Origin of the sequence: Vandammella animalimorsus (assembly GCF_002285285.1) — a bacterium.
Taxonomy (GTDB): domain Bacteria; phylum Pseudomonadota; class Gammaproteobacteria; order Burkholderiales; family Burkholderiaceae_C; genus Lampropedia; species Lampropedia animalimorsus.
Window position 1 is genome coordinate 313,191 of sequence record NZ_NSJF01000003.1, and the last position, 23,287, is coordinate 336,477.

20 protein-coding genes and 1 CRISPR repeat array are annotated in these 23,287 nt (G+C 63.3%); of the genes, 15 read left to right on the forward strand and 5 right to left on the reverse strand.

All coding sequences use genetic code 11. The annotated features are described in order from the left end of the window. Window positions 1–53: 53 nt before the first annotated feature. From gorA to CK620_RS07945, 4 genes are all read right to left on the reverse strand, one after another. Entirely contained in the window at window positions 54–1,460 is a 1,407-nt protein-coding gene (gorA, locus tag CK620_RS07930) for a glutathione-disulfide reductase (protein WP_095549836.1), read from the reverse strand. A 219-nt stretch (window positions 1,461–1,679) separates the two neighbouring features. Further along, a complete protein-coding gene (gene amaB, locus CK620_RS07935) occupies window positions 1,680–3,212 on the reverse strand; it encodes an L-piperidine-6-carboxylate dehydrogenase (protein ID WP_095549837.1) in 1,533 nt (510 codons plus the stop codon). Between the two features lie 266 nt (window positions 3,213–3,478). Beyond that, window positions 3,479–3,775: a CRISPR direct-repeat array (repeat unit 32 nt; unit sequence GTTTCAACTCACGCGCCCGCGAGGGGCGCGAC). A gap of 4 nt (window positions 3,776–3,779) precedes the next feature. Continuing rightward, a complete protein-coding gene (locus CK620_RS07940) occupies window positions 3,780–5,660 on the reverse strand; it encodes a phosphoenolpyruvate carboxykinase (GTP) (protein ID WP_095549838.1) in 1,881 nt (626 codons plus the stop codon). 156 nt (window positions 5,661–5,816) lie between these two features. Next, window positions 5,817–6,647, reverse strand: coding sequence for a class I SAM-dependent methyltransferase (locus CK620_RS07945; RefSeq protein WP_095549927.1), 831 nt, complete (start codon window positions 6,645–6,647; stop codon window positions 5,817–5,819). A 263-nt stretch (window positions 6,648–6,910) separates the two neighbouring features. Here CK620_RS07945 and CK620_RS07950 point away from each other — a divergent pair, with 263 nt between their 5' ends. The 14 genes from CK620_RS07950 to CK620_RS08000 all read left to right on the forward strand — a co-directional run bounded on the left by CK620_RS07950 (window position 6,911) and on the right by CK620_RS08000 (window position 19,761). Next, on the forward strand, window positions 6,911–7,987 hold the full coding sequence (locus CK620_RS07950; RefSeq protein ID WP_095549839.1) for a trypsin-like peptidase domain-containing protein: 1,077 nt from the start codon (window positions 6,911–6,913) through the stop codon (window positions 7,985–7,987). Between the two features lie 51 nt (window positions 7,988–8,038). Further along, window positions 8,039–9,148, forward strand: a complete 1,110-nt coding sequence (locus CK620_RS07955) for an endonuclease/exonuclease/phosphatase family protein (protein ID WP_095549840.1) — start codon at window positions 8,039–8,041, stop codon at window positions 9,146–9,148. An 89-nt stretch (window positions 9,149–9,237) separates the two neighbouring features. Further along, window positions 9,238–9,879 (forward strand): YqiA/YcfP family alpha/beta fold hydrolase, encoded by a 642-nt coding sequence (locus tag CK620_RS07960; RefSeq protein ID WP_095549841.1) that lies wholly within the window; start codon window positions 9,238–9,240, stop codon window positions 9,877–9,879. 443 nt (window positions 9,880–10,322) lie between these two features. Further along, window positions 10,323–10,706 carry a hypothetical protein gene (locus CK620_RS13825; protein ID WP_143326005.1) on the forward strand — a complete coding sequence of 128 codons (384 nt, stop codon included), beginning with the start codon at window positions 10,323–10,325 and terminating at the stop codon, window positions 10,704–10,706. 217 nt (window positions 10,707–10,923) lie between these two features. Then, on the forward strand, window positions 10,924–11,184 hold the full coding sequence (locus tag CK620_RS13830) for a hypothetical protein (RefSeq protein ID WP_143326007.1): 261 nt from the start codon (window positions 10,924–10,926) through the stop codon (window positions 11,182–11,184). Window positions 11,185–11,579: 395 nt separating this feature from the next. Then, window positions 11,580–12,935: an RHS repeat domain-containing protein gene (locus CK620_RS14400; protein ID WP_478212752.1), complete on the forward strand. Its 1,356-nt coding sequence runs from the start codon at window positions 11,580–11,582 to the stop codon at window positions 12,933–12,935. Continuing rightward, window positions 12,907–13,398 carry a hypothetical protein gene (locus tag CK620_RS13835; RefSeq protein ID WP_143326009.1) on the forward strand — a complete coding sequence of 164 codons (492 nt, stop codon included), beginning with the start codon at window positions 12,907–12,909 and terminating at the stop codon, window positions 13,396–13,398. Before CK620_RS14400 ends, CK620_RS13835 begins: the two co-directional genes overlap by 29 nt. Before the next feature lie 16 nt (window positions 13,399–13,414). Next, complete coding sequence (locus CK620_RS13840) at window positions 13,415–13,891, forward strand: hypothetical protein (protein ID WP_143326011.1); 477 nt, start codon at window positions 13,415–13,417, stop codon at window positions 13,889–13,891. 78 nt (window positions 13,892–13,969) lie between these two features. Beyond that, window positions 13,970–14,578 carry a hypothetical protein gene (locus CK620_RS07975; protein ID WP_095549844.1) on the forward strand — a complete coding sequence of 203 codons (609 nt, stop codon included), beginning with the start codon at window positions 13,970–13,972 and terminating at the stop codon, window positions 14,576–14,578. Then, window positions 14,575–15,315, forward strand: coding sequence for a 3-oxoacid CoA-transferase subunit A (locus CK620_RS07980; RefSeq protein WP_095549845.1), 741 nt, complete (start codon window positions 14,575–14,577; stop codon window positions 15,313–15,315). Before CK620_RS07975 ends, CK620_RS07980 begins: the two co-directional genes overlap by 4 nt. Then, complete coding sequence (locus CK620_RS07985) at window positions 15,312–15,974, forward strand: 3-oxoacid CoA-transferase subunit B (RefSeq protein ID WP_095549846.1); 663 nt, start codon at window positions 15,312–15,314, stop codon at window positions 15,972–15,974. Before CK620_RS07980 ends, CK620_RS07985 begins: the two co-directional genes overlap by 4 nt. Window positions 15,975–16,027: 53 nt before the next feature. Beyond that, window positions 16,028–17,236 (forward strand): 3-oxoadipyl-CoA thiolase, encoded by a 1,209-nt coding sequence (gene pcaF, locus CK620_RS07990; RefSeq protein WP_095541571.1) that lies wholly within the window; start codon window positions 16,028–16,030, stop codon window positions 17,234–17,236. Window positions 17,237–17,460: 224 nt separating this feature from the next. After that, window positions 17,461–18,492, forward strand: coding sequence for a Bug family tripartite tricarboxylate transporter substrate binding protein (locus CK620_RS07995; protein ID WP_095549847.1), 1,032 nt, complete (start codon window positions 17,461–17,463; stop codon window positions 18,490–18,492). Window positions 18,493–18,618: 126 nt separating this feature from the next. Next, window positions 18,619–19,761: a Fic family protein gene (locus CK620_RS08000; protein WP_095549848.1), complete on the forward strand. Its 1,143-nt coding sequence runs from the start codon at window positions 18,619–18,621 to the stop codon at window positions 19,759–19,761. Here the strand turns inward: CK620_RS08000 and CK620_RS08005 are convergent. After that, window positions 19,733–20,608 (reverse strand): creatininase family protein, encoded by an 876-nt coding sequence (locus CK620_RS08005; RefSeq protein WP_095549849.1) that lies wholly within the window; start codon window positions 20,606–20,608, stop codon window positions 19,733–19,735. The genes CK620_RS08000 and CK620_RS08005 overlap by 29 nt on opposite strands. 173 nt (window positions 20,609–20,781) lie before the next feature. Here CK620_RS08005 and CK620_RS08010 point away from each other — a divergent pair, with 173 nt between their 5' ends. Next, window positions 20,782–23,280: a protein-disulfide reductase DsbD family protein gene (locus CK620_RS08010; protein WP_238946064.1), complete on the forward strand. Its 2,499-nt coding sequence runs from the start codon at window positions 20,782–20,784 to the stop codon at window positions 23,278–23,280. Window positions 23,281–23,287 lie beyond the last annotated feature (7 nt).

Sequence of the window (23,287 nt, forward strand, 5' to 3'; positions counted from 1 at the left end):
TCTGGCACATATAAGAAAACCCCCAGCATTTCAATTAACACTGTTTTGATTGATTAACGCCGACTGGCCTCGCGCAGCGTGACGAACTCCTCGGCGCTGGTGGGGTGGATGCCGATGGTGGCGTCAAACTGGGCCTTGGTGGCGCCACATTGCAGGGCCACGGCAAAGCCTTGCACGATTTCGCCCGCGTCCCCGCCCACCATGTGTAGGCCCAGCACGCGGTCGCTGGCGTCGTCCACGATGAGCTTCACCAGAGTGCGCTCGGCGCTGCCGCTCAAGGTGTGCTTGAGCGGCTTGAAGTCGCTGCGATAGACGCGGATGGCGCCAAAGCGCTGCCGCGCTTGCTCTTCCGTCAGGCCCACGGTGCCAATGGGTGGGTGTGTGAAAACGGCGGTGGGGATGTTGTCGTAGCTGAGCGTGCGCGCTGCCTGGCCGGGGGCGGGGCCGAACAGATGATCCACCAGCACCATGGCTTCGGCCAGGGCCACGGGGGTCAGGGCCATGCGGCCCACCACGTCGCCCAAAGCGTAGATGCCAGGCACGTTGGTGGCATAGCGCTCATCCACTTCGATGTGGCCTTGTCTGCTTTGCTTCACGCCCGCGCCATCCAGGTTCAACCCGTCGACCAGCGGGCGACGGCCAGTGGCGTAGAGCACTGCGTCGGCCTCCAGCGTGCTGCCATCGCTCAAATGCACGCGGCGTTGTTCGCCCACGGCTTCGATACGCTGGATGTCGGTCTGCACGCGGATGTCCACGCCATGCTGGCGCATCTGCGCGGCGGTGAAGTCGCGCACCTCGTCGTCAAAACCGCGCAGGATTTGCTCGCCACGGTAGAGCAGCGTGACCTCGGCCCCCAGGCCGTGGAAGATGCTGGCCATTTCGCAGCCGATGTAGCCGCCGCCCGCCACCACCAGCCGCTGGGGGATGCGGGGCAGGTCGAACATATCGTCGGACGTCAAAGCCAGTTCAGCTCCTGGCAACTCGGGCTTGAAAGGGGTGCTGCCGGTGGCGATCAGAATGTGACGGGCGCTGTAGCGGCTGGTGCGGCCATCGGCGGCGCGCACCTGCACGGTATGGGCATCGATGAGCGAGCCATGGCCTTGCAGGCGGGTGACGCCCGCACCGCTCATCAGTCCGTCGTAGATGCCGTTCAGGCGGCCGATCTCCTTGGCGCGCGCGGCCTTGAGCGCGGCCCAGTCCAGCGCGGGCGCGCCTGGCAGCTGCCAGCCGTAACCGCGCGCTTCTTCAAAGTCCTGCGCGTAGTGCGCGGCATAGCTGTAGAGCTTCTTGGGAATGCAGCCCAGGTTGACGCAGGTGCCGCCCATGCGGGCGCTTTCGACCAAGGCCACGCGCGCGCCGCGCTGCGCGGCAAAGCGGGCTGCGCGCACACCGCCTGAGCCTCCGCCGATGACGAAGAGGTCAAAGTCGTGGGCGTCGTGGGAGTCTTTGGAATGGGACATAGTGGTGGGGGTTGGGTGCAATGTGCCTGGCACCGTACTGAAAACCTATTCAAAGCCTCTGCATGACAGCAGCAGGCTGTGGGCTTGCTTGATTCGCCATTGCCTGCGAGAAAAGGGGCAAGGGCCTGCGGCCAGCTTTGCCGGGCAGGCCCTTTGGCAGGCGCAGTGCAATCAAACCGTGCAGCGGCCAATCAGCAGACAGCGGCTCAACAACGGCGCTCAGATATCAAACTTCACGCCCTGTGCCAGCGGCAGCTCGCGCGAGTAGTTGACGGTGTTGGTGGCGCGGCGCATATAGGCCTTCCAGGCATCCGAGCCGGACTCGCGGCCGCCACCGGTTTCCTTCTCGCCGCCGAAGGCACCGCCGATTTCCGCGCCGCTGGTGCCGATGTTGACGTTGGCGATGCCGCAATCGGAGCCCGACGCCGAGAGGAAGCGCTCGGCCTCGCGCAGGTCAGTGGTGAAGATGGCCGAGGACAGACCCTGGGGTACGTCATTCTGCAGCGCGATCGCCTCCTCCAGGCTGTCGTAGCCCAGCACGTAGAGGATGGGGGCAAAGGTTTCATGGCGCACGGTCTCGCTCTGGGCCGGCATCTCGACGATGGCCGGGCGCACGTAATAGGCATCCGGGGCCTTGTCGGCATCGACGCGCTCGCCGCCAAACACTTGGCCCCCTTCAGCGCGCGCGCTGGCCAGCGCCTTCTCAAAGGCCTCGAAGCTGGCCTTGTCGATCAGCGGCCCGACCAGCACGCCCTCTTGCAGCGGGCTGCCGATGGGCAGCTTGGCATAGGCGGCCTTGAGGCGCTCGAGCAACTGCTGCTTGACGCTGTGGTGCACGATCAGGCGGCGCGTGGTGGTGCAGCGCTGGCCAGCCGTGCCCGCTGCGGCAAAGGCAATGCCGCGCAGCGCCAGATCCAGATCGGCGCTGGGCGTGACGATCACGGCGTTGTTGCCGCCCAGCTCCAGCAGCACGCGGCCAAAGCGCTGGGCCACGCGCGGCCCGACCTCGCGGCCCATGCGGGTGCTGCCCGTGGCCGAGACCAGCGCCACCTTGGGGCTGTCCACCACCACCTCGCCCAGCGTGCGGTCGCCCAGCACCAGCTGGTTCAGATGCGCCAGCGCAGCGCCGTCGCTGCGGCCAGCGCCAAAGCGCTTGAGCGCGCGCGCGAACAGAGCCTGCGTGGCCAGCGCCGTCAGCGGCGTTTTTTCAGAAGGCTTCCACACCACGGCATTGCCCGCCACCAGCGCCAGCGCCGCATTCCAGGCCCACACGGCCACGGGGAAGTTGAAGGCCGTGATCACGCCCACCACGCCCAGCGGGTGCCAAGTCTCCATCATGCGGTGACCGGGCCGCTCGGAGGCGATCGTCAGCCCATAGAGCTGGCGCGACAGGCCCACGGCAAAGTCGCAAATGTCGATCATCTCCTGCACCTCGCCCAGGCCTTCGGTAAGGATCTTGCCTGCCTCCAGCGCCACCAGCTGGCCCAGCGCCTGCTTCTCGGCGCGCAGCTCCTCGCCCAGCAGGCGCACCAGCTCACCGCGCTGCGGCGCAGGCACATCGCGCCAGGCCAGATAGGCCGCATGCGCCTGGTCAATGGTCTGCTGCACCTGCGCGGCCGTCTGCGTATGCAGCTGGCCGATGACCGAGCCATCGATCGGGCTGTGCACCGCCAGATTGCCGCCGGTGTGCAGGGCCGGATCGACGCCCAACTGTTGCAACAGGGAGCGGGTGAGTTCGGATGGCTTGGACATGGTGCGGGCAACCCTTTCGATGAGATCAAAAAAACGGCGAGCGCACACGGCGCGCGCCAGACAGTGTGGCTGTGCCGCGGGCAACTATACAGCGCCAAATACCTCTGCCCCTCATTGGAAACCCTGGCCCGAAGACTGACCACGGCCTGGACACGGCAGAGCCATGAAAGCGTGTGACACCAAAGGGGCGGACGCACGCGTTCTTGACGAATCTCGCGCCCGCAGGCGGCGACTTCGCAACCGCGCACCGAGCGCTGGCCGCACCTGCTTCAATCCAGGCGCACGCGAGGGGCGCGACGATTCGTCGCCGTCCTCGCTGTACGACTTCATGTAGTTTCAACTCACGCGCCCGCGAGGGGCGCGACCGCCGCCATTGATGGTGGCGTGGCGGTAGAGGGGTTTCAACTCACGCGCCCGCGAGGGGCGCGACGCCAAATGTTCTTGTCCGACGTTGGCTGGCGGCCGTTTCAACTCACGCGCCCGCGAGGGGCGCGACACGGCGTCTGTGACCTGCACCGGCCTGAGCGTTTTGTTTCAACTCACGCGCCCGCGAAGGGCGCGACCTGATCAGGCCATTTGCGCCAAGCGCTTTTCCATCGCCGCGCGCGTGGCTTTCAGAGCCTCGGGCAGGCCCTGCTGCAGTTGCTTGAACAGCTCGTCGTGCAGCGCAAACTCGGCCTGCCAGGCGTCGGCGTCGATGCCGGTGACGGTGGCGAACTGCGCGGCGTCGAAGTCCAGCCCCGTCCAGTTGATTTCGCCGTATTGCGGGCTGATGCCGAAGTGGTTTTCCTGGCCCTGGGCCTGGCCTTCGATGCGGTCGATCATCCACTTGAGCACGCGCATGTTCTCGCCATAGCCGGGCCAAACGAATTGGCCATCGGCATTCTTGCGGAACCAGTTGACGCAGAAGATCGGCGGCAGCGCAAAGCCCTTGGCCTGCACGCCCGCGCCCGTATCCAGCCAGTGCTGGAAGTAGCCGCTCATGTTGTAGCCGCAAAACGGCAGCATGGCGAAGGGGTCGCGGCGCACCACGCCTTGCGCGCCAAAGGCGGCGGCGGTGGTTTCGCTGCCCATGGTGGCGGCCATGTATACGCCTTCGGCCCAGTCGCGCGCCTGGGTGACCAGCGGCACGGTGGTGGAGCGGCGCCCGCCAAAGAGGAAGGCGTCGATCTTCACGCCCGCGGGGTCGTCCCAGGCCTCGTCCAGCGCGGGGTTGTTGGTGGCGGCCACGGTGAAGCGCGCGTTGGGGTGGGCGGCTTTGCGCCCGGCCTTGCCGTCCTCGGGCGTCCAGTCGTTACCTTGCCAGTCGATCAGGTGCGCGGGGATGTGGCCGCCCTGGTCTTTTTCCATGCCTTCCCACCACACGTCGCCATCGTCGGTCAGCGCCACGTTGGTGAAGATGACGTTTTTGTCCAGGCTTTTCATGCAGTTGGGGTTGGTGAGCATGTTGGTGCCCGGCGCCACGCCGAAGTAGCCCGCCTCGGGGTTGATGGCGCGCAGGCTGCCGTCGGCCTGGGGTTTGATCCAGGCGATGTCATCCCCGATGGTGCTGACTTTCCAGCCCTCAAAGCCCTTGGGCGGCACGAGCATGGAGAAGTTGGTTTTGCCGCAGGCGCTGGGGAAGGCGGCGGCCACGTGGTATTTCTTGCCCTCGGGGTTTTGCACGCCGAGGATGAGCATGTGCTCGGCCAGCCAGCCCTGGTCCTTGCCCATCTTGGAGGCGATGCGCAGCGCAAAGCACTTCTTGCCCAGCAGGGCGTTGCCGCCGTAGCCCGAGCCGTAGCTCCAGATTTCGCGCGTCTCGGGGTAGTGGACGATGTATTTCACATCGGGGTTGCAGGGCCAGGGGGTCTGGTCTTTTTCGCCTTCGGCCAGCGGCGCGCCCACGGTGTGCATGCAGGGCACGAATTCACCGCTCTCGCCCAGCACGTCCAGCGCGCCCTGGCCCATGCGGGTCATCAGCTTCATGTTCACGGCCACGTAGGCGCTGTCGGTCAATTGCACGCCGATGTGGGCGATGGGGCTGCCCAGCGGCCCCATGGAGAAGGGCACGACGTACATGGTGCGCCCGGCCATGCAGCCGTCAAACAGCGGCTCCAGCGTAGCGCGCATCTCGGCCGGGGCCATCCAGTTGTTGGTGGGGCCGGCGTCCTCCTCGCGCTCGGAGCAGATGAAGGTGCGGTCTTCCACGCGGGCCACGTCCGAAGGGTCGGTGCGCGCCAGGAAGGAGTTGGCGCGCTTGGCGGGGTTGAGGCGGATGAAGGTGCCCGCTTCGACCAGCTCATCGCACAGACGCTGGTATTCGGCATCGCTGCCATCGCACCAGTGGATGCGCGCGGGCTTGCACAGCGCGGCCATTTCGGCCACCCAGGCCAGCAGCCTGGCATGCCGCAGGCCAGCAGGCGCATTGAGCGCCGCCGCAGCGGGCGTCGGTTTAGAGGAATGCATGCTCGATCTCCTGAAGTAAAAAAAACCGTCGTGCGGTACGGCCTGCAACGCCATGGGCCGCCAGCGCCTGCCCTGCGCCGGGCAGGGAAAAAAGTGGAGATTCTAAAGAGCCTGACACACAAGCCCGAACGGGCAGGCCCGGCGGTGGCTGCTGCTTCAATCGGCTGGACAGAGCCTGGCCCAGACCATGTGCATGTCCAGATTGCGCCGCCCCCAGGCAGTGCGCAGCAACAACCGCATCGGCCAAGGGTAGCGGTGGCCGCAGGCCTGGCTCAAGCCTTGGTGCGCCAGTACCTGCAAGCCGAAGCTGGCCAGCTCCGAAACATCGCCGATGCCCCATTGGAATGCGGGCGGGTTCTGGCCCATTTTCTTCAGCGAATCGTGCTGCCTTTGCCGCCCAACCAGCTTCTTGGGCAAGGCATCGAACACCAACTGCGCCTGCGGCAGCTTGCGCGCCAGCCGGGCAAACCACTCTTGCAAGGTCTGGGCATCAAAGTACATGAACACGCCTTCGGCCACCAGCAGCACGGGCTGACCGTGGGCAGCGGCCGTGTCCATCCAGGCCTCATCGAGCATGGAAGCGGCCAGGTACACATTGCCGGACTCGGGCAGCAGCTTGCGCCGCAACGCGATGGCCGGCGGCAGATCCAGCTCGTACCAAGCGGTTACGTCTGGGCGTCCCAAGCGCTCGTAGCGCGCATCCAGCCCTGCGCCCAGGTGAACGACCACTGCCTTGGGGTGCTGGGCAAGGAATTCGCGCACATAAGCGTCGAGCAACGCCGCCCGGCCACAGCAGCCGGCCTGCGAGGCCTTGGCGCTGGCAAAAACGGAAAAATCGAAGTCGATCTGGCCCAGCATGCGCTGGGCCTGGGCATCGCGCAGCAAGGCATCGGGCCGCTCACACTCAACGGCCTTGGCCCACAGCGGGATCAGCATGGTGGCCGAGAGCTCGCAGAGATCGGCGGGAGAGATTTTTGGGGCGCTCATGGCCTGCTCCTTTTCAAACGATGGCAATTGGAAGGCTGTGGAATCTTGCGGCAGCTCCCGGCCCACCGCGCGGCGCGGCGCGGCGGGCCCGAAGGCATGGCAAGAAAACATCGTGGAGCGGCCCACACCAGGCCATGGTGGTTGTGGCGTGCCGACGCTATTGTTCCCGATCTGTCGCGCTCGATTTGCAGCACAGCCCTGGCGCGCTGTGACGCGCCAGGCGCTGTGATACAAATGCAAGCTACTTTGAAAGGGCATTTGCCATGAAATTTTCTGCGCTCAAACTTGCCATGCTGTGCAGCTCGCTGTTACTGGCCAGCGCCCCAACCTGGGCCGGCATCGACTGCGATCGGGCGCGGACTGGCCCGGAAATCGCCATCTGCTCCGACCCCAAGCTCAAGGCCTTCGACGACTATCTGGCCCAGGCTTACAGCCGCATTCGCAGCGTCCTGCCCGAGGCGCTGTTCGACGAGGTGCGCCGCAGCCAGAGGCAATGGATTGCGCAGCGCGATGCGCAATGCGGCGCGGACGTGCCCTGCCTGATGCGCGAGACCTATGAGCGCACGGCCGCCCTCAATGGCTTTGCCCAGCGCTATGCCGAGCAGCAACGCGGCGCAGGCCAGGCCGAAGCCGGCAGCGGCCGCAATCACCCGACGCCAGGCATGGGCTCCAGCCCCGCATGGCCAGGGCCCGCCCCGGCACAGAGCTTGCCGCGGCCCGATGCCCAAGACCCCATGACGGCGCAGCGCAGGCCCGCGCCCAATGCCACAGCAGAAGCGCCCAGGCAAAGCCTCAGCCCCAAGCAGATCTACCAGGTAGGGGCGCAGTCCATCGTCGTCATCGCTGCCTACGCCAAGGGCAAGGATGGCGTCAGCCAGGGCAGCGGCGTGGTAATCGCCGAGGATGTGGTGGCCACCAACTGCCATGTGCTCGAAGGGGCTGACAACGCAGTCGTGATCTTCCAGGGCCAGCCCCATGAGGCCGAACTGGTCACGGGCGACCGCAAGATGGACTACTGCATCCTGCGCACGCGCGGCCTGTCGGCCCAGGTGGCGCGCATTGGCCGGCTCGATGAGCTCACGCCCGGGCAGCGCGTCTACAGCATCGGCTCGCCCCGCGGACTGGAGCTGACCATTGCCGAGGGCCTGCTCTCGGCCGTGCGCAAGCAAGACGGCGTGCCCATGATCCAGACCTCGGCGGCGATCTCGCCGGGCTCCAGCGGCGGCGGCCTGTTCGACGAATATGGGCGCGTCATCGGCATCACCACCTTCTTGCTCAAGGATTCGCAAAACCTGAACTTCGCCCTGCCCGTGGAGCTGGCCGAAGTGCTGTTGCGCTGAGATCGTGAAGACAGGTTTGCACAGACTCTGAACACCCCTCAGCCCAGCCGCATGACCATCGCCCTGTACCTGCTGACCGCCACCCTGGCGCTGCTGACCCTGCTGCCATTACACCCCGCACGGGTGTGGTGGGTGCGCGTCTGGGATTTCCCGCGCCTGCAGCTGGCGCTGCTGCTGGCGGCGCTGCTGTTGGCGCAAGTCTGGTGGCTGGACTTCTCCCGCTGGCATGCCTGGCTGGCCGTGGCCACGACCGCGCTGTGCGCGCTCTACCAAGTCTGGTGGATTCTGCCGTACACGCCGCTGTGGCGCCATGAGGTGCGCTGGGCCGATGCCCACGAGCAAGGCCCGCGGCTGCGCATCATGGCCGCCAACGTGCTCACCCCCAACCGCAACGCTGAAGCCGTCGTGGCCCTGGTGCGCCAGCACCGCCCCGACGTGCTGGTGACGCTGGAGACCGACGCCTGGTGGGAGCAGCAACTGCAGCCGCTGCGCCAGCACTACCCGCACCACGTGGCCTGCCCGCAAGACAACCTCTACGGCATGCACCTGTACGCCCGCCTGCCGCTGGACGAAGTGCAGGTGCAGTACCTGGTCGAGCCGGACGTGCCCTCCATCCACGCCAGCCTGCTGCTGCACCCCGCCCAAGGCGCGCAGCCCGAGGTGCGGGTGCGCATGCACTTTCTGCACCCGGCGCCGCCCAGCCCGACGGAAAACGACGAATCCACCGAGCGCGATGTGGAGTTGCTGATGGTCGCCAAAAGCCTGCGCGGCGAGAGCGGCCCAGTCGTCGTGGCCGGCGACCTCAACGACGTGGCCTGGTCGCCCACGACGCGGCTGTTTCGCAAAATCAGCGGCCTGCTCGACGCGCGCGTGGGCCGGGGCATGATCAACAGCTTCCACGCCCGCTACTGGTTTGCCCGCTGGCCGCTGGATCACATCTTCCACAGCGACCACTTTGAACTGGTGCGCGTGCAACGCCTGCCCGGCATCGGCTCAGACCACTTCCCGATCATGATCGAGCTGCAATACCACCCGGCCAACTCCGGCCAGCAAGAAGGCCTGCAAGCCAACGCCCGGGACCATCGCCAAGCCAGCCAGACCCTGGCCGAGCAAGGCGCCAGCGCTGCCGACGTGCCCGAGCCCCAGGCGCGCGGGCAGTGAGTACCTGCCCGCCATGGCCAGCGCCAGGCTTGCCAGCCCGGCCGCTACCGCCCCGCCACCATCCCGCCGCAGCCCCAGACATCTGCACCATGCCCAGCCGCACCAACCCATCCCTGCGCCATCTGCTGTACCTGCACGGCTTTCGCTCCTCGCCGCAATCGACCAAGGCCCAGCTCACGCGCGCCTGGTTCGCCCAGCACCACCCACAGGTGCAAGTGCTCACGCCGCAGCTGCCGCCCTCGCCACAGGCCGCCGCACAGCTCATGCTGGCGCTCACCGGCCACTGGCCCAGCGGCAGCATGGCCGTAATGGGCTCCTCACTGGGGGGCTACTACGCCAGCTGGTTCGCCGTGCAGCGCCAATGCCCTGCCGTGCTGCTGAACCCGGCGGTAGAGCCCGCGCGCGACCTGGCGGCCTACATCGGCCAGGTCGCGCAATGGCACCAGCCCGAAGAGTCCTTTGATTTCCGCCCCGAGTACATTGACGAGCTGCGCGCCCTGGACACACGCCACGTGCGCCCTGCCCCGCCCACGCTGGTGCTGATGGCCAAGGGCGACGAAGTGCTGGACTGGCGCGAAATGCAAGCCCGCCACGCCGATGCCCAGCACATCGTGCTCGAAGGCGGCGACCACGCACTGAGCGAGGACTTCACCCCACAATTGCCCGTGCTGGCTCAATTCCTGCTGCATCTGGGCCAACCACCGGCCAGCGCAGACCAAAGCATGTTATGAAACACACCAGAAAAATATGGACAGATTTTTATTGACGATCAATGGCCTGATACTTTTCTTGACCGCCCTGTATGTCAACGAAACAAGCCATGCCCACAGAGACAAAAGCCTGGCCTTTAATTTATTTCTCAACACATCCATCGCATTCTTTATATTTCTCATCACTCTTTTCATAATATCCATTTTTTCAAAAAATAAAAATAAATTCTCAACCCTCATGATTCACGTTTGCGCAGCCATATTCTCATCCCTCATTGGAGTTCTCGCGACATCAGCCCCATTTTTACTTCAATTAAACACCCCTCATTAAAACAACCCAGAAACAAAAAGCCTCAAACACAAACTGATCAGCCCAAACAACCAAAAAGGTCATCAAGAAATATTGAGTCAGGTCTGCAAAGGATAAAACTTCACCAAAAAATACTTTACCCTCAGCAAAGTTTATGAAATTATTTTTCCTTGCCTTTTTGCTGCTGTTATCAGGCTGCACGCTCAACAGGCTTGACGCAAGCCAAGAAGCATGCAGAGTAAAAAGTACCGATAAAGAAAGCTCACCCAAAAACCCCAAAAATCATTCAAGAAATGCCATCAAGCTGAATGACGTTGACGCTGAAGAATTATTGGCTCTAAAAATTTCTACAGAGAAGTTTTTTAAATCGAATAATACATCGGACACATGGGATATAAATGACTGCCACTACCAAAAGAGCGGCAACAAATACTACGCATCATGCGGCAGAAAAGGATTTGACAAGTCCGCCTGGACAGGCATGCATGATATTTTCATGATTTTTGACGAAAAATTTAATTTAATTGAGACAAATTAGCATTCTACAGAAGTTACCCCACTCACCGCTTACCAAAACCTCACAACCTGCTCAAATCTCATTTGAGCACACCCCGAATTAAAATTTATAGCTGAGCCAAGCATTCCAGCACCTGCATACGCCTTTTCTTCGTTCTCGCTCACTCTCATTCGCACAGGAGCATTCTCCATTGCACCATCCTGGCCGACCTACCCACCCCATGTCCTGGAGATCAACCTTGAAAAATATTATCTATTCCTTAACTTTCATCTTGAGCGGATGCGCCCTTCTCATTGAAGGCCCCAAAGACAGTGCCAGGGAAGGAAATTGGGTGAAAGTTGGCTCCTCAATTCTTGGCATAGTCAAGAAATATGAAATTACCAACGTAAAGCCAAACGACCCTAAAGAGTGGATTGTTGAAGGTTTTCCGTCGGGGACATACAAAGTTGGATTTGATTACTCAGAAGATCGCTGCAAGAGTGAAATTTCTGACTTATAGGTTAATTTTTCAATTAGTTCGGAAGAAAAAATTATTGTTGATGAATCAGGATTTTTGGGAGGACAGGAATTCGGCTTTGGGCCTCCTGGGGATGAGCCTTACTACAGCCTTATGAATGATACTAACAATGAGAGACTTATTTTAGATTTGACTCCCGAAATTAAATATAATATAAAATTTTTTTGGAAGCAAGGAAAGGGCGAGGTGAATGGTTGCTCAATGACTTTGAAATTTCTGATTTCAAAGTTACATTTCGGAGCTAAATAGAGGTACCTTGCCCGCTACCCGCCAATACCTCTTCACCTGCATTCAACTCTGTTTTTCACAAAATCGGGTGCTACCAATGCGACCAGGACAGCAACATCACCCACATCCAAAAACAGGCAGGGGGCGACATCCAAGGCAGCACCGACTACCGCTACGACCGGCTCGACCGCCTCGTCCAGGCCAGCCCCAACCTCAGCCTCAGCCTGCAAGAGCTGGGCCTGCCCCACGAACACTACAGCTACGAAGCCGTGCACAACCGCACCGCCAGCGTCCACCAGCCTGGCCCCTGGCAATACGCCAGCGGCAACCGCCTCACCCAATCGGGCCAACAACAACAGGCCACCCGCTACCAATACAACCACAGCGGCCACATCACCCAAAAAACCCAAGGAGGAACCAACACCCCAGGCAATCCAGGCAGCCCAAGCACCCCCAACGCCAGCACCACCAGCTACCACTACGACGCCGCCCAGCGGCTGGTGCACATCGAACAAAACGGCCAGACCATCGCCCGCTACCACTACGACCCCAAAGGCCGGAGAATCGCCAAAACCACCGGCCAGGGCAGCGGGCAAACCACCACCTGGTACGTCTACGCCGAAGAAGGATTGATTGCCGAGATCAACGAGCAAGGCCAAACCCAGAAAAGCTACGGCTGGGAGCCGGACAGCCCCTGGGGCACGAAAATCCTCTGGCAGGCCGACCACGGCAGCGGCAACACCAATACAAACGCCAAGACCTACCACTACATCCACAGCGACCACCTGGGCACGCCACAGATTGCCACGGACAAAAACGGCCAGCAGACCTGGGCGCAGGTGAGCGAAGCGTTTGGCAAGGCCACGATCTCAGCCAACGCCAGCACTGAAATCAACATCCGCTTCCCTGGCCAGTACTACGACAAGGAAACGGGCACGCACTACAACTTCCATCGGGACTATGACCCTAGTACGGGACGGTATTTGCAGAGTGATCCGATTGGGTTGGATGGGGGGGTGAATTTTTATGTCTATGCAAGATTTAATCATGTGTCAAATTTTGACAATACTGGGTTATATGATTGGATTAATAAAAAAGAGTGTACGCCTGAGCAACGAAAGAAAATTAATGATGCAGTTGAGCGAGTCCAAATTGTTTTGGAGGAAGAGTGCTCCGAATGCGAAGGCGGGTGCGTCCCCCAAAAAGACTGCGATAAATTAAAAAACCAAATAAACATAACAGAAATATCATGCGGGAGTAGTCATTATAACTTCAAGTGGGGCGGAAACATGCCTAGTGCCTGTGCGGCCAATGTGCAGGGAAAGCCGTATATGATAATTTACGAGAAGGCTTATACAAGAGATTGCTCATGCCTGGCCAAAACAATCTTTCATGAACTAATGCATGGGATTGGCTATGGTCACGAAGAGAGCAAGCGTGGAGACTACGTATATACAGTCGAAATGGGGTGTCATCATGAGTTATGTGGATATAGGGGAGATTGATATGAAAATGAATCTTTTCTTTATTTTTTTTATGGTGTTAAGTCTTGATTTATTGGCTTGTCCAGTGGGTGAGTTTGAGTTTGTGGATTTTGATGAAAAAAATTTCGACTTAGAGGGCGTTGCTTCTAATCTAAAAATTGAGGTGGCAAAGTATGAGAATCCTTTATTTTCTCCAGTCCCTTGCTTTGGAGGGATTTCTATACTGATTCGCAGTACCGAAGTTGATAAGAGGTTATATAATTTTGATGTGCGTTCAAAATTTTATGATGTTAGCTACCCGGTTGCTAAAAAAGGGGGTGCATACCGAGGAATTCTGCTTGATGAAAGAACAATGATTTTTAATTTTCCTTTGAGAGTTGGAGCGCCCTTTGAAGAGCATAAGAATATTGCAATTGGTGTATCCGAGTTCACGATCGGCGGAAGAAAAATAGCGACTGGTGAGCTTTTGTTTTCATTGAAATAGTTTGTTGGGAGAGGGTATGAAATATTTGATTGTTTGTTTTTTAATGTTTTTTTTGCAGGCGGATTTGTTTTCTTGCTCGATAGGTGAAACTGGTTATGTGAATTATGTTGATTTTTTAGAAGGAGGGGTAAATAAAGGGAAGGTGTCGAAAATTAAAGTGGAGGTTGCAGATTATCAGCGACCAATCGCTGGGACTGACTCTTGCTCTAATGTTGGGTATTTGACTATTGCTATTTTTGGTGTAAATAAAGAAAGTCTTTATTCGTTTTCTATAAGATCGGAAGGTAGAGTGTTTTCATCTTTCGAGAAAGAAAAGGGGGCTTATAGAGGGTTTGTGGATGATAAAACTGGGGCTGTTATATTCAATCTTCGTATGGCTACAGAAAAAGATGCTATTGACTTTCTTGTTGCTGTGGATGTTATGGAGTTTGATGTATATGGAAGCCTGATTGGGGTTGGTGATGTGGAGATTTCATCAAAAAAGAATTTTTAATTTGCCTTGTTCGATATTATTTTTGTATTCATGTCGCTGTCCCATAAATATCGCAAATCAACCCCCAGCCGCCGATCTATGCCTTGGCTGCAGGCCCTGCTGCTCGCCCTATCGCCCCTGCTGCCCTTGCCAGCGCAAGCGCAGTCGCACCTGTCGGGCACGGCCAACCCCTGGGTAGCAGAAGTCGAGCTGGGAGTGGGCCTGCAACTGAGCGCCAGTGCGCCCAGCGTGCGCCAGCCCAATGGCGAATACCGAGAAACGCACATTGACCTGCGCGTCAATGCCCTGGGCGGGCCCATCGACATCGCGCGCAGCTGGAGCCAAGGGCGCTGGTGGCTCAACCCTGCCTTGGCGCCGCTGAACTTCGAACTCGACCCGCTGGACGGCGGCGCCCGCGTCATCGAACGCGCAGGCCTGATCTACGAGCGAAGCGGCAGCAGCGAACTGTTCAACTATTCATCTCCAAAGCCAACACAGTTACCGCCCGTCTTCATCCGCAAGATCTGCAGCAAACCCCACAGCAGCCAGCGTAAGGCCGGCAATCCAACAACCGGCCAGCCTGGCAAGCAGGCGACTGCCCATCACTGGGCGCGCTGTGCAAACCCCATAGAATCCAGCGCAGAAATTCGCAGACCAGACACACAAAACATGCCTCAATGTGTGCAGGCATGTGGAGGCTTTACATGATCGACAAGATCGTTCCATCCATCGAGGCCGCGTTGGCCGATGTGGCCGATGGCGCAACCATTTTGGTTGGCGGCTTTGGCACGGCTGGCGTGCCTGAAGCGCTGATCGACGGGCTGATCGCCCAGGGCGCGCGCGAGTTGACCATCGTCAACAACAACGCCGGCAATGGCGATGTTGGTCTGGCGGCGCTGCTCAAGGCTGGGCGGGTGCGCAAGATCATTTGCAGTTTTCCCCGTCAGGCTGACTCCTATGTGTTCGATTCGCTCTACCGCAGTGGCCAAATCGAGCTGGAGCTGGTGCCGCAAGGCAATCTGGCCGAGCGCCTTCGCGCCGCAGGCGCTGGCATTGGCGCGTTCTTCTGCCCTACGGCCTATGGCACGCAACTGGCCCAGGGCAAGGAGACGCGTGTCATTGACGGCCGCCACTATGTGCTCGAATACCCCATCCACGGCGATGTGGCACTGATCCAGGCCGAACGCGGCGACCGCTGGGGCAATCTGTGCTATCGCATGGCCGCGCGCAATTTCGGCCCGGTCATGGCCACGGCCGCACGCACCACCATCGCCACGGTGCATGAGGTGGTGCCGCTGGGCTCCATGGATCCTGAAAGCATTGTCACGCCCGGTATTTACGTGGACCGCGTGGTGCCCATTGAGCGCCGCGCTACGCGTGGCGCCGGCTTCAAAAGTGCGGCGCAACCAGCAGCCGCAGCACAGCAAGAAAGGGCCCAACCATGAGCCAAGCAACGGCAAACGCCTGGCAGCGCCGCAGCAAGGATGAATTGGCGCGCCGCGTGGCGCAGGACATCCACGACGGCGCTTACGTCAACCTCGGCATTGGCATGCCCACGCTGGTGGCCAACCACATCCCGGCAGGGCGCGAGGTGGTGCTGCACAGTGAGAACGGCATTCTGGGCATGGGCCCTGCCCCCGCTGTGGGGCAGGAGGATTACGACCTCATCAATGCGGGCAAACAGCCCGTCAGCCTGCTGCCCGGCGGCAGCTTCTTCCACCATGCCGACAGCTTTGCCATGATGCGCGGCGGGCATTTGGACATTTGCGTGCTGGGCGCATTCCAGGTTTCAGCCACTGGCGACCTGGCCAACTGGAGCACGGGCGAGCCCAGCGCCATCCCGGCCGTAGGCGGTGCCATGGATCTGGCCATCGGCGCGCGCCAGACCTGGGTCATGATGGATTTGTGCACCAAAGACGGCCAGAGCAAAGTCGTCGCCCAATGCACTTACCCACTCACGGGCCTGGGCTGCGTCAAGCGGATCTACACCGATCTGGCCACGCTGGAATGCACCCCAGAAGGCCTGCGTCTGATCGACACCGTGCCTGGCATGAGCCTGGATGAGCTGCAAAGCCTCATAGGCCTGCCGCTGCAACCAGCCTGAGCCGCTGCCACAGCGCCAACACCCACCACATCATCGCAAGGAGAGAATTGCCCATGAGTTCCCAACAAGCCTTTCTCTGCGACGCCGTTCGCACTCCCATAGGCCGATACGGCGGCAGCCTCTCAGGTGTGCGGCCTGACGATTTGGCCGCACACGTGCTGCATGCACTGCTGCAACGCAACCCCACGCTGGATGCGGCATCGATCGACGACGTGCTGCTGGGCTGCGCCAACCAGGCCGGCGAGGACAACCGCAACGTCGCGCGCATGGCCGCGCTGCTGGCCGGCCTGCCCGAGGGCGTGCCCGGCGCCACGCTCAACCGCCTGTGTGGCTCCGGGCTGGACGCCATTGCCACCGCCGCGCGTGCCATCAAGGCCGGCGAAGCCCAGCTGATGCTGGCTGGCGGCGTCGAGAGCATGAGCCGCGCGCCTTTTGTCATGCCCAAGGCCGACAGCGCCTTCGCGCGCAACAACGCCGTGTACGACACCACCATCGGCTGGCGCTTCATCAATCCGGCCATGCGCGCCCAGTACGGCGTGGACTCCATGCCCGAGACCGCCGAGAACGTCGCAGAGGAATACCGCATCGCCCGCGAAGACCAGGATCGTTTCGCCCTGGCCAGCCAGAACAAGGCCCTCAAGGCCCAGGAGGCCGGCCTGTTCGACGACGAAATCGCCCCCGTGACGCTGCCGCAGAAAAAAGGCGAACCCATCGTCTTTGCGCGCGATGAGCACCCGCGCGCCACCTCGCTGGAGGCCCTGGCGCGGCTCAAAGGCATCGTGCGGCCTGATGGCAGCGTCACCGCTGGCAACGCCAGCGGCGTCAACGACGGCGCAGCCGCGGTCATCGTCGCCAGTGAGGCCGCTGCCGTGCGCCACGGCTTGACCCCGCGCGCGCGCATCGTTGCCAGCGCCGTGGCCGGCGTGGCCCCGCGCGTCATGGGCATCGGCCCAGCGCCGGCCGTGCAAAAGCTGCTGGCCCAGACAGGCATTGGCCTGGATGCCATCGACCTGATCGAACTCAACGAAGCCTTTGCCGCCCAAGCCCTGGCCGTGCTGCGCCTGCTCTCGCTGCCTGACGACGACCCGCGCGTCAACCCTTGCGGCGGCGCCATCGCACTGGGCCACCCACTGGGCGCCAGCGGCGCGCGCCTGGCCGGCACGGCCATGCACCAGCTACAGCGCAACGGCGGGCGCTATGCCCTGTGCACCATGTGCATCGGCGTTGGCCAAGGCATTGCCATGTTGCTGGAAAAAGTCTAAGAGCCTGTTCAAAATCTCGGCGCGAGTGGGCAAGAAGCGGTTTGGGGTGGGCTGCAAGGCGCAAAACGCAGCCATAGCTGGGGCTATGGCGAGGCTTTGCAACGCGGCAGAGCGCCCAAATCCGCTCTCTTGACCGCCGTGCAAAGATTTTGAACAGGCTCTAAGACGCCCAAGCCATGGCTTGCCATGGCCAAACAAGCACACCACTCAAGGAGACAAACACCATGAAACGCATTGCCACTACCACACGCCCCCTGCCCGCCCCCGTCCTGCCCCGCCGCCGCTGGCTGGGCCGCGCCGCCCTGGCCGCCTGCGCCTGCCTGTGGGCTGCGCAGCCGGGCGCAGTGCAGGCGCAGGATTTCCCCACCAAGTCCGTGACCATCGTCGTGCCCTTCCCCGCAGGCGGCACCACCGACCTGCTGGCGCGCATCCTCGGCCAGCACCTGAGCCAGCAATGGGGCCAGAGCGTGGTCATCGACAACAAGGGCGGCGCTGGCGGCAACATCGGCGCGCAGGCGGCCGCACGCGCCGCGGCCGATGGCCATACGCTGCTGATGGGCACCGTTGGCACCCACGCCATCAACCAAAGCCTGTACAAGAAGCTGCCCTACGACCCCGTCAAGGACTTCCAACCCCTGAGCCGCGTGGCCCTGGTGCCCAACCTGCTGGTGGCGCACCCGAAGCAGCCCTACAAAACCGTGCAGGAGCTGCTGGACTATGCCCGCGCCAACCCCGGCAAGGTGGACTTTGCCTCCTCGGGCAATGGCACCTCCATCCACCTCTCGGCCGAGCTGTTCAAGCAAATGGCCAGCGTGGACATGCAGCACATCCCCTACAAGGGCAGCGCCCCGGCCGGCGCCGATTTGCTGGCCGGTCAGGTGCACATCATGTTCGACAACATGCCCTCGGCCATTCAGAACGTGCGCGCCGGCCGCCTGGTGCCGCTGGCCGTGACCACGGCCACGCGCTCGGAACAGTTGCCCGACGTGCCCACCATTGCCGAGGCCGGCGTACCCGGCTACGAGGCCTACTCCTGGTTCGGCCTGTTCGCCCCGGCCGGCACGCCCGAGCCCGTGGTCGAGCGCCTCAGCCAAGCCATCACCAAAGCGCTGAAGGACCCACAGGTCGTGCAGAAATTCGCCGAGCAAGGGGCCATCGCCCACCCCGAAACCCCGGCCGAGTTCGCCGCCTTCATCGACGCCGAAGCCAAGAAGTGGCAGGCCGTGGTCAAGGCCTCCGGCGCCAGCGTGGATTGAGCGCCCGCGTCAACGCCGCAGCGCCGCAGTGCCCGCCGCGCGCTTGCGGCGAATCGGCCGCCCATTCTCCGCAAATCATGCGGAGAATCGCTTGCATGAAACAGGCCACCAGCGTGTAATGCGCGCATGGCATGTGCAACACCCACCTATATCTGGCAACAGGCGCAATGGCCCCATTGGCGCTATGACCTGCAGGCGCTGAGCGGGCCGCTGGCTCAGGTCAGCCGCGCGCAAGGTCTGCTGCTGGGCCGGCTGGCCGATGCCGGTCTGGCGCTGCGCGCCCAGGCCAGCTTGGCCGCACTGACCGAGGACGTGGTCAGGACCAGCGCCATCGAGGGCGAAACGTTGAACGCGGCATCCGTGCGCTCGTCCATCGCCCGACGTCTGGGCGTGGACATCGGCGCGCTGGCCCCCATCGATCGCAGCGCCGAGGGCGTGGTGGACATGGTGCTCGACGCCACCGCCCGCAGCGCCGAGCCCTTGAGCGCCCAGCGCCTGTACGGCTGGCATGCCGCCCTGTTCCCGACCGGTTACTCCGGCATGACGCCCATTGCCATTGGCCGCTGGCGCGATGATGCCGACGGCCCGATGCAAGTGGTCTCCGGCCCGCTGGGCCGGCGCCGGCTGCACTTTCAGGCACCGCCCGCACAGGCCCTGCCTGCCCAAATGCAACGCTTTCTGGACTGGGCCAATGCCGATGGCAATGAGCCGGCGCTGCTCAAGGCAGGCCTGGCCCATCTGTGGTTCGTGACCCTGCACCCCTTCGACGACGGCAACGGCCGCATCGCGCGCGCCGTCGGCGACTTGTTTCTGGCGCGTGCCGATGGCAGTCCGCAGCGCTTCTACAGCCTGTCAGCGCAGCTGCAACGCGAGCGCAAGGATTACTACGCCATCCTGGAGCGTACGCAGCGCGGCAACCTCGACGTCACCGACTGGCTGGCCTGGTTCTTGGCTGCCCTGGAGCGCGCCATCGCCCACGCACAGGCCACGCTCGATGCCGTGGTGGCCAAGGCCAACTTTTGGCGGCACTGGGCCGGCACGCCATTCAACGAGCGCCAGATCAAGGTGCTCAACCGGCTGCTCGATGGCTTCGAGGGCAAGCTCAGCAGCAGCAAATGGGCCGCACTGGCCAAATGCTCGCCCGATACCGCATTGCGTGACATCACACAACTGCTGGAGTTGGGCATGCTGCAGAAAACGCCGGGCGGTGGGCGCAGCACCGGCTACGCGCTGGCCCCCCTCAGGCCATCGGCCAATCCAGCGTGCTGATCTCCTGCGCCAGCGCCAGCAGCTCGCTGGCGGCCTGCTGCACCAGCAGCTCACCCTTGGCGGCACTGGCGGCCAGGGCGTTGCCCGCTGCGCCCTGGCGGTTGTAGTCCTGCATCATCCAGCCCATCTTGGCGCTGTGCCCGTTGCCCAGGATGCGGTAGCGCTGGGCGCGTTGCTCGGCGCTGGTGCGAAAGTGCTGTGCCTGGGCCATGCAAACCTGCTCGGGGTGCAGGTGCAGCATGATGGACGTTTCCTCCTCGCCGCCGTGGATGCCAAAGCGCGCCTCGTGCGCGCTGGTCTGCGCCTGTGGTGCCTGGCTGCGCGGCAACTGGTACCAGCTGCTGCTGTAGGTCAGCAGGCCATGCGCCTGGCGCAACTGGCGCGCCACGATGTCCATCACACTGGTTTGCCCGCCATGGCTGTTGAACAGCAGCAGGCGCTGCACGCCGCTGGCGGCCACGCTGGCGCCAATGTCGTTCCACAGCGCCAGGATGGTGCTGGCCGACAAAGTCAGCGTGCCGGCAAAGGCGGCGTGCTCGGGGCTGAAGCCAATGGCCTGCAGCGGCAGGAACAGCACGGGCGGGCGCTGCGCCGGCGGCTGTTGCGCCCAGCGCTGCTGCGCCGCCTGCACAATACCGCGCGTGATCGCGGCATCGACGCCCAGCGGCAGATGCGGGCCATGCTGCTCTGTGGCGCCCAACGGCAGCACCGCCACGGTGCGCGCCAGCAACGCCGTGTCGGCGCGGGCGCTGAAGTCGCGGGTGCTCAGGGCATCCCACTGGCAGCTGGGCCAGGCATCGGTTTCGGGGGCTGGGGCTGGCGGTGTGGCGGCGGACATGGCCGGCATTATCGGCCTTGCCAGCCTGCTGAGAGCGTGTTGTGCGCACGGAACCTGGCGCGGCCTTGGCGCTCCAAACGCGCCTGGCTTCTGCCCGGCGCCCCAGCCTGCCCCGGCCCGATTCCTCGGCAGCGCCGCCCGGGCATACCGCCATGCGTGAATGTGAACAGTGAAGAATTGCAGTGAAGAACCACCATCTGATCGTGAATGAAGCGCCCTCCCGCCTGCTCAGGCCCCATGCCCGGGAGGGGCAAGCCCGCCAAGGCCTGCGCACTGCGCTGACGGCGCTGGCCTGGCTGGCCGCGCTGCTGCCCGCAGCCCAGGCGCAACAGCCCCTTGCGCAGACCGAAGCGCCAGCCACTTTCCCTCTGGCCGCGCCAGCGCAAGCCCCATCCCCAGCCCCGCTGGCGCTGCGCCTGAACGGCAGCAGTGCGGCAGCGGCCGAGGTGCGCACGCCGCACGTACACGCCCAGCTGCTGGCCGATGCGCCCGAGGGCATTGCGCCGGGGCGCAGCTTCAACCTGGGCCTGCTCATCAACCACGCGCCGCAATGGCATACCTATTGGCAGAACCCGGGCGATTCGGGCATGGCCACCGAGCTGCACTGGCAGCTGCCCGGCGGCTGGCAGGCCAGCGGTATTGACTGGCCGGTGCCGCAAAAGCTGCGCATCGGCGAGCTGGCCAACTACGGCTACGAGCAGCAGGTGCTGCTGCCGGTGCGCATCGATTTGCCTGCAGACTGGCAACCCAGCGGCGCCAGCCAGGTGGAGATCGGCCTGGATGCCAGCTGGCTGGTGTGCCGGCTTGAATGCATTCCCGAGCAGGGCAGCTTCCGCCTGAGCCTGCCGCTGGACGTGCCGCTGCAAGCGCATGCGGCACAGTTTGCGCAGGCCCGCGCCGAATTGCCGCAGGCACTGCCCGATGCCAGCGGCAGCGCCGCCGCGCAGGGCGAGCGCCTGAGCCTGCGCGTGCACGGCCTGCCCGCCGCGTTGCAGGGCCAGCAGCTGGAGGTGTTTGCCCAGCAGCCGCAGGTCATCGCCCATGGCGCGCGCGCCGGGCAAGGCTGGCAGCAGCGCTGGGAACAGGGCAATTGGGTCGCTGAGCTGCCACTCTCGCCTGACCGCGAGGACAGCCCTGCCATGCTTGATCTGCTGCTCACGCCGCTGGCGCGCAGCGAAGGCGGCCAGTGGGATCCGCATGCGCACGACAGCGACAGCGCCGGCCCCAAGGGCTGGGCCGTGCAAGTGCCCGTCACCACCGGCTGGCGCAGCGCCGATGCACTGCCCCTGCCCGCCGCCGACGCCACAGCCGCCACCCCAGGCACACCCGGCATGACCGCCAATGGCGCTGCTGGCGCTGGCAGCAGCGCGGCTGGCGTGGCCGCGCCGGCCCAAGCGGCGACGCTGGACTGGAGCCTGTCGCGCTGGAGCCTGTCGCGCTGGGGCCTGATGCTGCTGCTGGCCATGCTGGGCGGTGCCCTGCTCAACCTCATGCCCTGCGTGTTTCCGGTGCTGGCCATCAAGGCGCTGGCGTTGGCGCGCTATGGAAAAGATCGCACGGCCCAGCGCCAGAGCGCCTGGGCCTACGGCGCGGGCGTGGTGCTGTCCTTTGCGGCCATGGGCGCGCTGGTCATGGCGCTGCGCGCCGGCGGCGCGCAACTGGGCTGGGGCTTTCAGCTGCAATCGCCGTGGTTCATCGCCGCCCTGACGGTGCTGTTCACCGTCATGGGCCTGGCGCTGGCCGGCGTCATCGGCCTGCAACTGTGGCTGCCCGCGGCCTGGCGCGGCGGGGCCACTCCGGGCGCTGCGCGCTCACCCGTGCTCGAATCGCTGGGCGCTGGCGTGGTTGCGGTGCTGGTGGCTTCGCCCTGCACCGGCCCCTTCATGGGTGCGGCGCTGGGCGCCACACTGAGCCTGCCGGCCTGGGCAGCGCTGGCCATCTTCGTGGCCATTGGCGTGGGCATGGCTTTGCCCTTCATGGCGCTGGTGTGGTTCCCCGCCCTGCTCGATCGCCTGCCCCGCCCCGGCGCCTGGATGGAAACTTTCCGCACCGCCATGGCTTTCCCGATGTTTGCCACCGTCGTCTGGCTGCTGTGGGTGCTGGCCAGTCAGGTTGGCAGCAACGCCATGATTGCCTGGCTGTTCGCACTGTGGGCGCTGTGCTTTGCACTGTGGCTGCTGGGCAAGCGCCCAGCCTTGCAGCGCGGCCTGGCGCTGCAGGCGCTGTGGCTGCTGGCGCTGGCCGTGCCATTGGCCGTGGCCGCCAGCGGCGCACGCTACTTCAGCCAAAGCACGGCCGCCGCGCCCGAGGCCCAGACGCTGGGCGCCCCTGCCGCCGCACAGGGCTGGCAGCCCTGGTCGGCCCAGGCCCAGGAGCAAGCCCTGGCCGCCGGCCAGCCGGTGTTCGTCGATTTCACCGCCAGCTGGTGCATCACCTGCCAATACAACAAGGCCACGACCCTGGCCGACGCGGAAGTCCTGGCCGACTTCCGCGCCGCAGGCGTGCGCCTGCTGCGCGCGGACTGGTCGCGCCAGAACCCGGACATCACCGCCGAGCTACAGGCGCTGCAGCGCAACGGCGTGCCCACCTACGCGTTGCATGTGCCCGGCCAGCCCCCGCAGGTGCTGACCGAAATCCTCGACAAGCAGGCGCTGCGCGCCCAGCTGCAAGCGTTGCGCTGAAAGCCTG

What these genes read in the sequence shown, in the direction of transcription:
- CK620_RS13835 (WP_143326009.1), top strand. Translation starts at nt 12,907, where the DNA reads ATGAGTTATGTGGATATAGGGGAGATTGATATGAAAATGAATCTTTTC.
- amaB (WP_095549837.1), bottom strand. Translation starts at nt 3,212, where the DNA reads ATGTCCAAGCCATCCGAACTCACCCGCTCCCTGTTGCAACAGTTGGGC.
- gorA (WP_095549836.1), bottom strand. Translation starts at nt 1,460, where the DNA reads ATGTCCCATTCCAAAGACTCCCACGACGCCCACGACTTTGACCTCTTC.
- CK620_RS08005 (WP_095549849.1), bottom strand. Translation starts at nt 20,608, where the DNA reads ATGCCGGCCATGTCCGCCGCCACACCGCCAGCCCCAGCCCCCGAAACC.
- pcaF (WP_095541571.1), top strand. Translation starts at nt 16,028, where the DNA reads ATGAGTTCCCAACAAGCCTTTCTCTGCGACGCCGTTCGCACTCCCATA.
- CK620_RS07985 (WP_095549846.1), top strand. Translation starts at nt 15,312, where the DNA reads ATGAGCCAAGCAACGGCAAACGCCTGGCAGCGCCGCAGCAAGGATGAA.
- CK620_RS08000 (WP_095549848.1), top strand. Translation starts at nt 18,619, where the DNA reads ATGGCATGTGCAACACCCACCTATATCTGGCAACAGGCGCAATGGCCC.
- CK620_RS07960 (WP_095549841.1), top strand. Translation starts at nt 9,238, where the DNA reads ATGCCCAGCCGCACCAACCCATCCCTGCGCCATCTGCTGTACCTGCAC.
- CK620_RS07980 (WP_095549845.1), top strand. Translation starts at nt 14,575, where the DNA reads ATGATCGACAAGATCGTTCCATCCATCGAGGCCGCGTTGGCCGATGTG.
- CK620_RS07975 (WP_095549844.1), top strand. Translation starts at nt 13,970, where the DNA reads ATGCCTTGGCTGCAGGCCCTGCTGCTCGCCCTATCGCCCCTGCTGCCC.
- CK620_RS07955 (WP_095549840.1), top strand. Translation starts at nt 8,039, where the DNA reads ATGACCATCGCCCTGTACCTGCTGACCGCCACCCTGGCGCTGCTGACC.
- CK620_RS13840 (WP_143326011.1), top strand. Translation starts at nt 13,415, where the DNA reads ATGAAATATTTGATTGTTTGTTTTTTAATGTTTTTTTTGCAGGCGGAT.
- CK620_RS07950 (WP_095549839.1), top strand. Translation starts at nt 6,911, where the DNA reads ATGAAATTTTCTGCGCTCAAACTTGCCATGCTGTGCAGCTCGCTGTTA.
- CK620_RS13825 (WP_143326005.1), top strand. Translation starts at nt 10,323, where the DNA reads ATGAAATTATTTTTCCTTGCCTTTTTGCTGCTGTTATCAGGCTGCACG.
- CK620_RS07940 (WP_095549838.1), bottom strand. Translation starts at nt 5,660, where the DNA reads ATGCATTCCTCTAAACCGACGCCCGCTGCGGCGGCGCTCAATGCGCCT.
- CK620_RS07995 (WP_095549847.1), top strand. Translation starts at nt 17,461, where the DNA reads ATGAAACGCATTGCCACTACCACACGCCCCCTGCCCGCCCCCGTCCTG.
- CK620_RS07945 (WP_095549927.1), bottom strand. Translation starts at nt 6,647, where the DNA reads ATGAGCGCCCCAAAAATCTCTCCCGCCGATCTCTGCGAGCTCTCGGCC.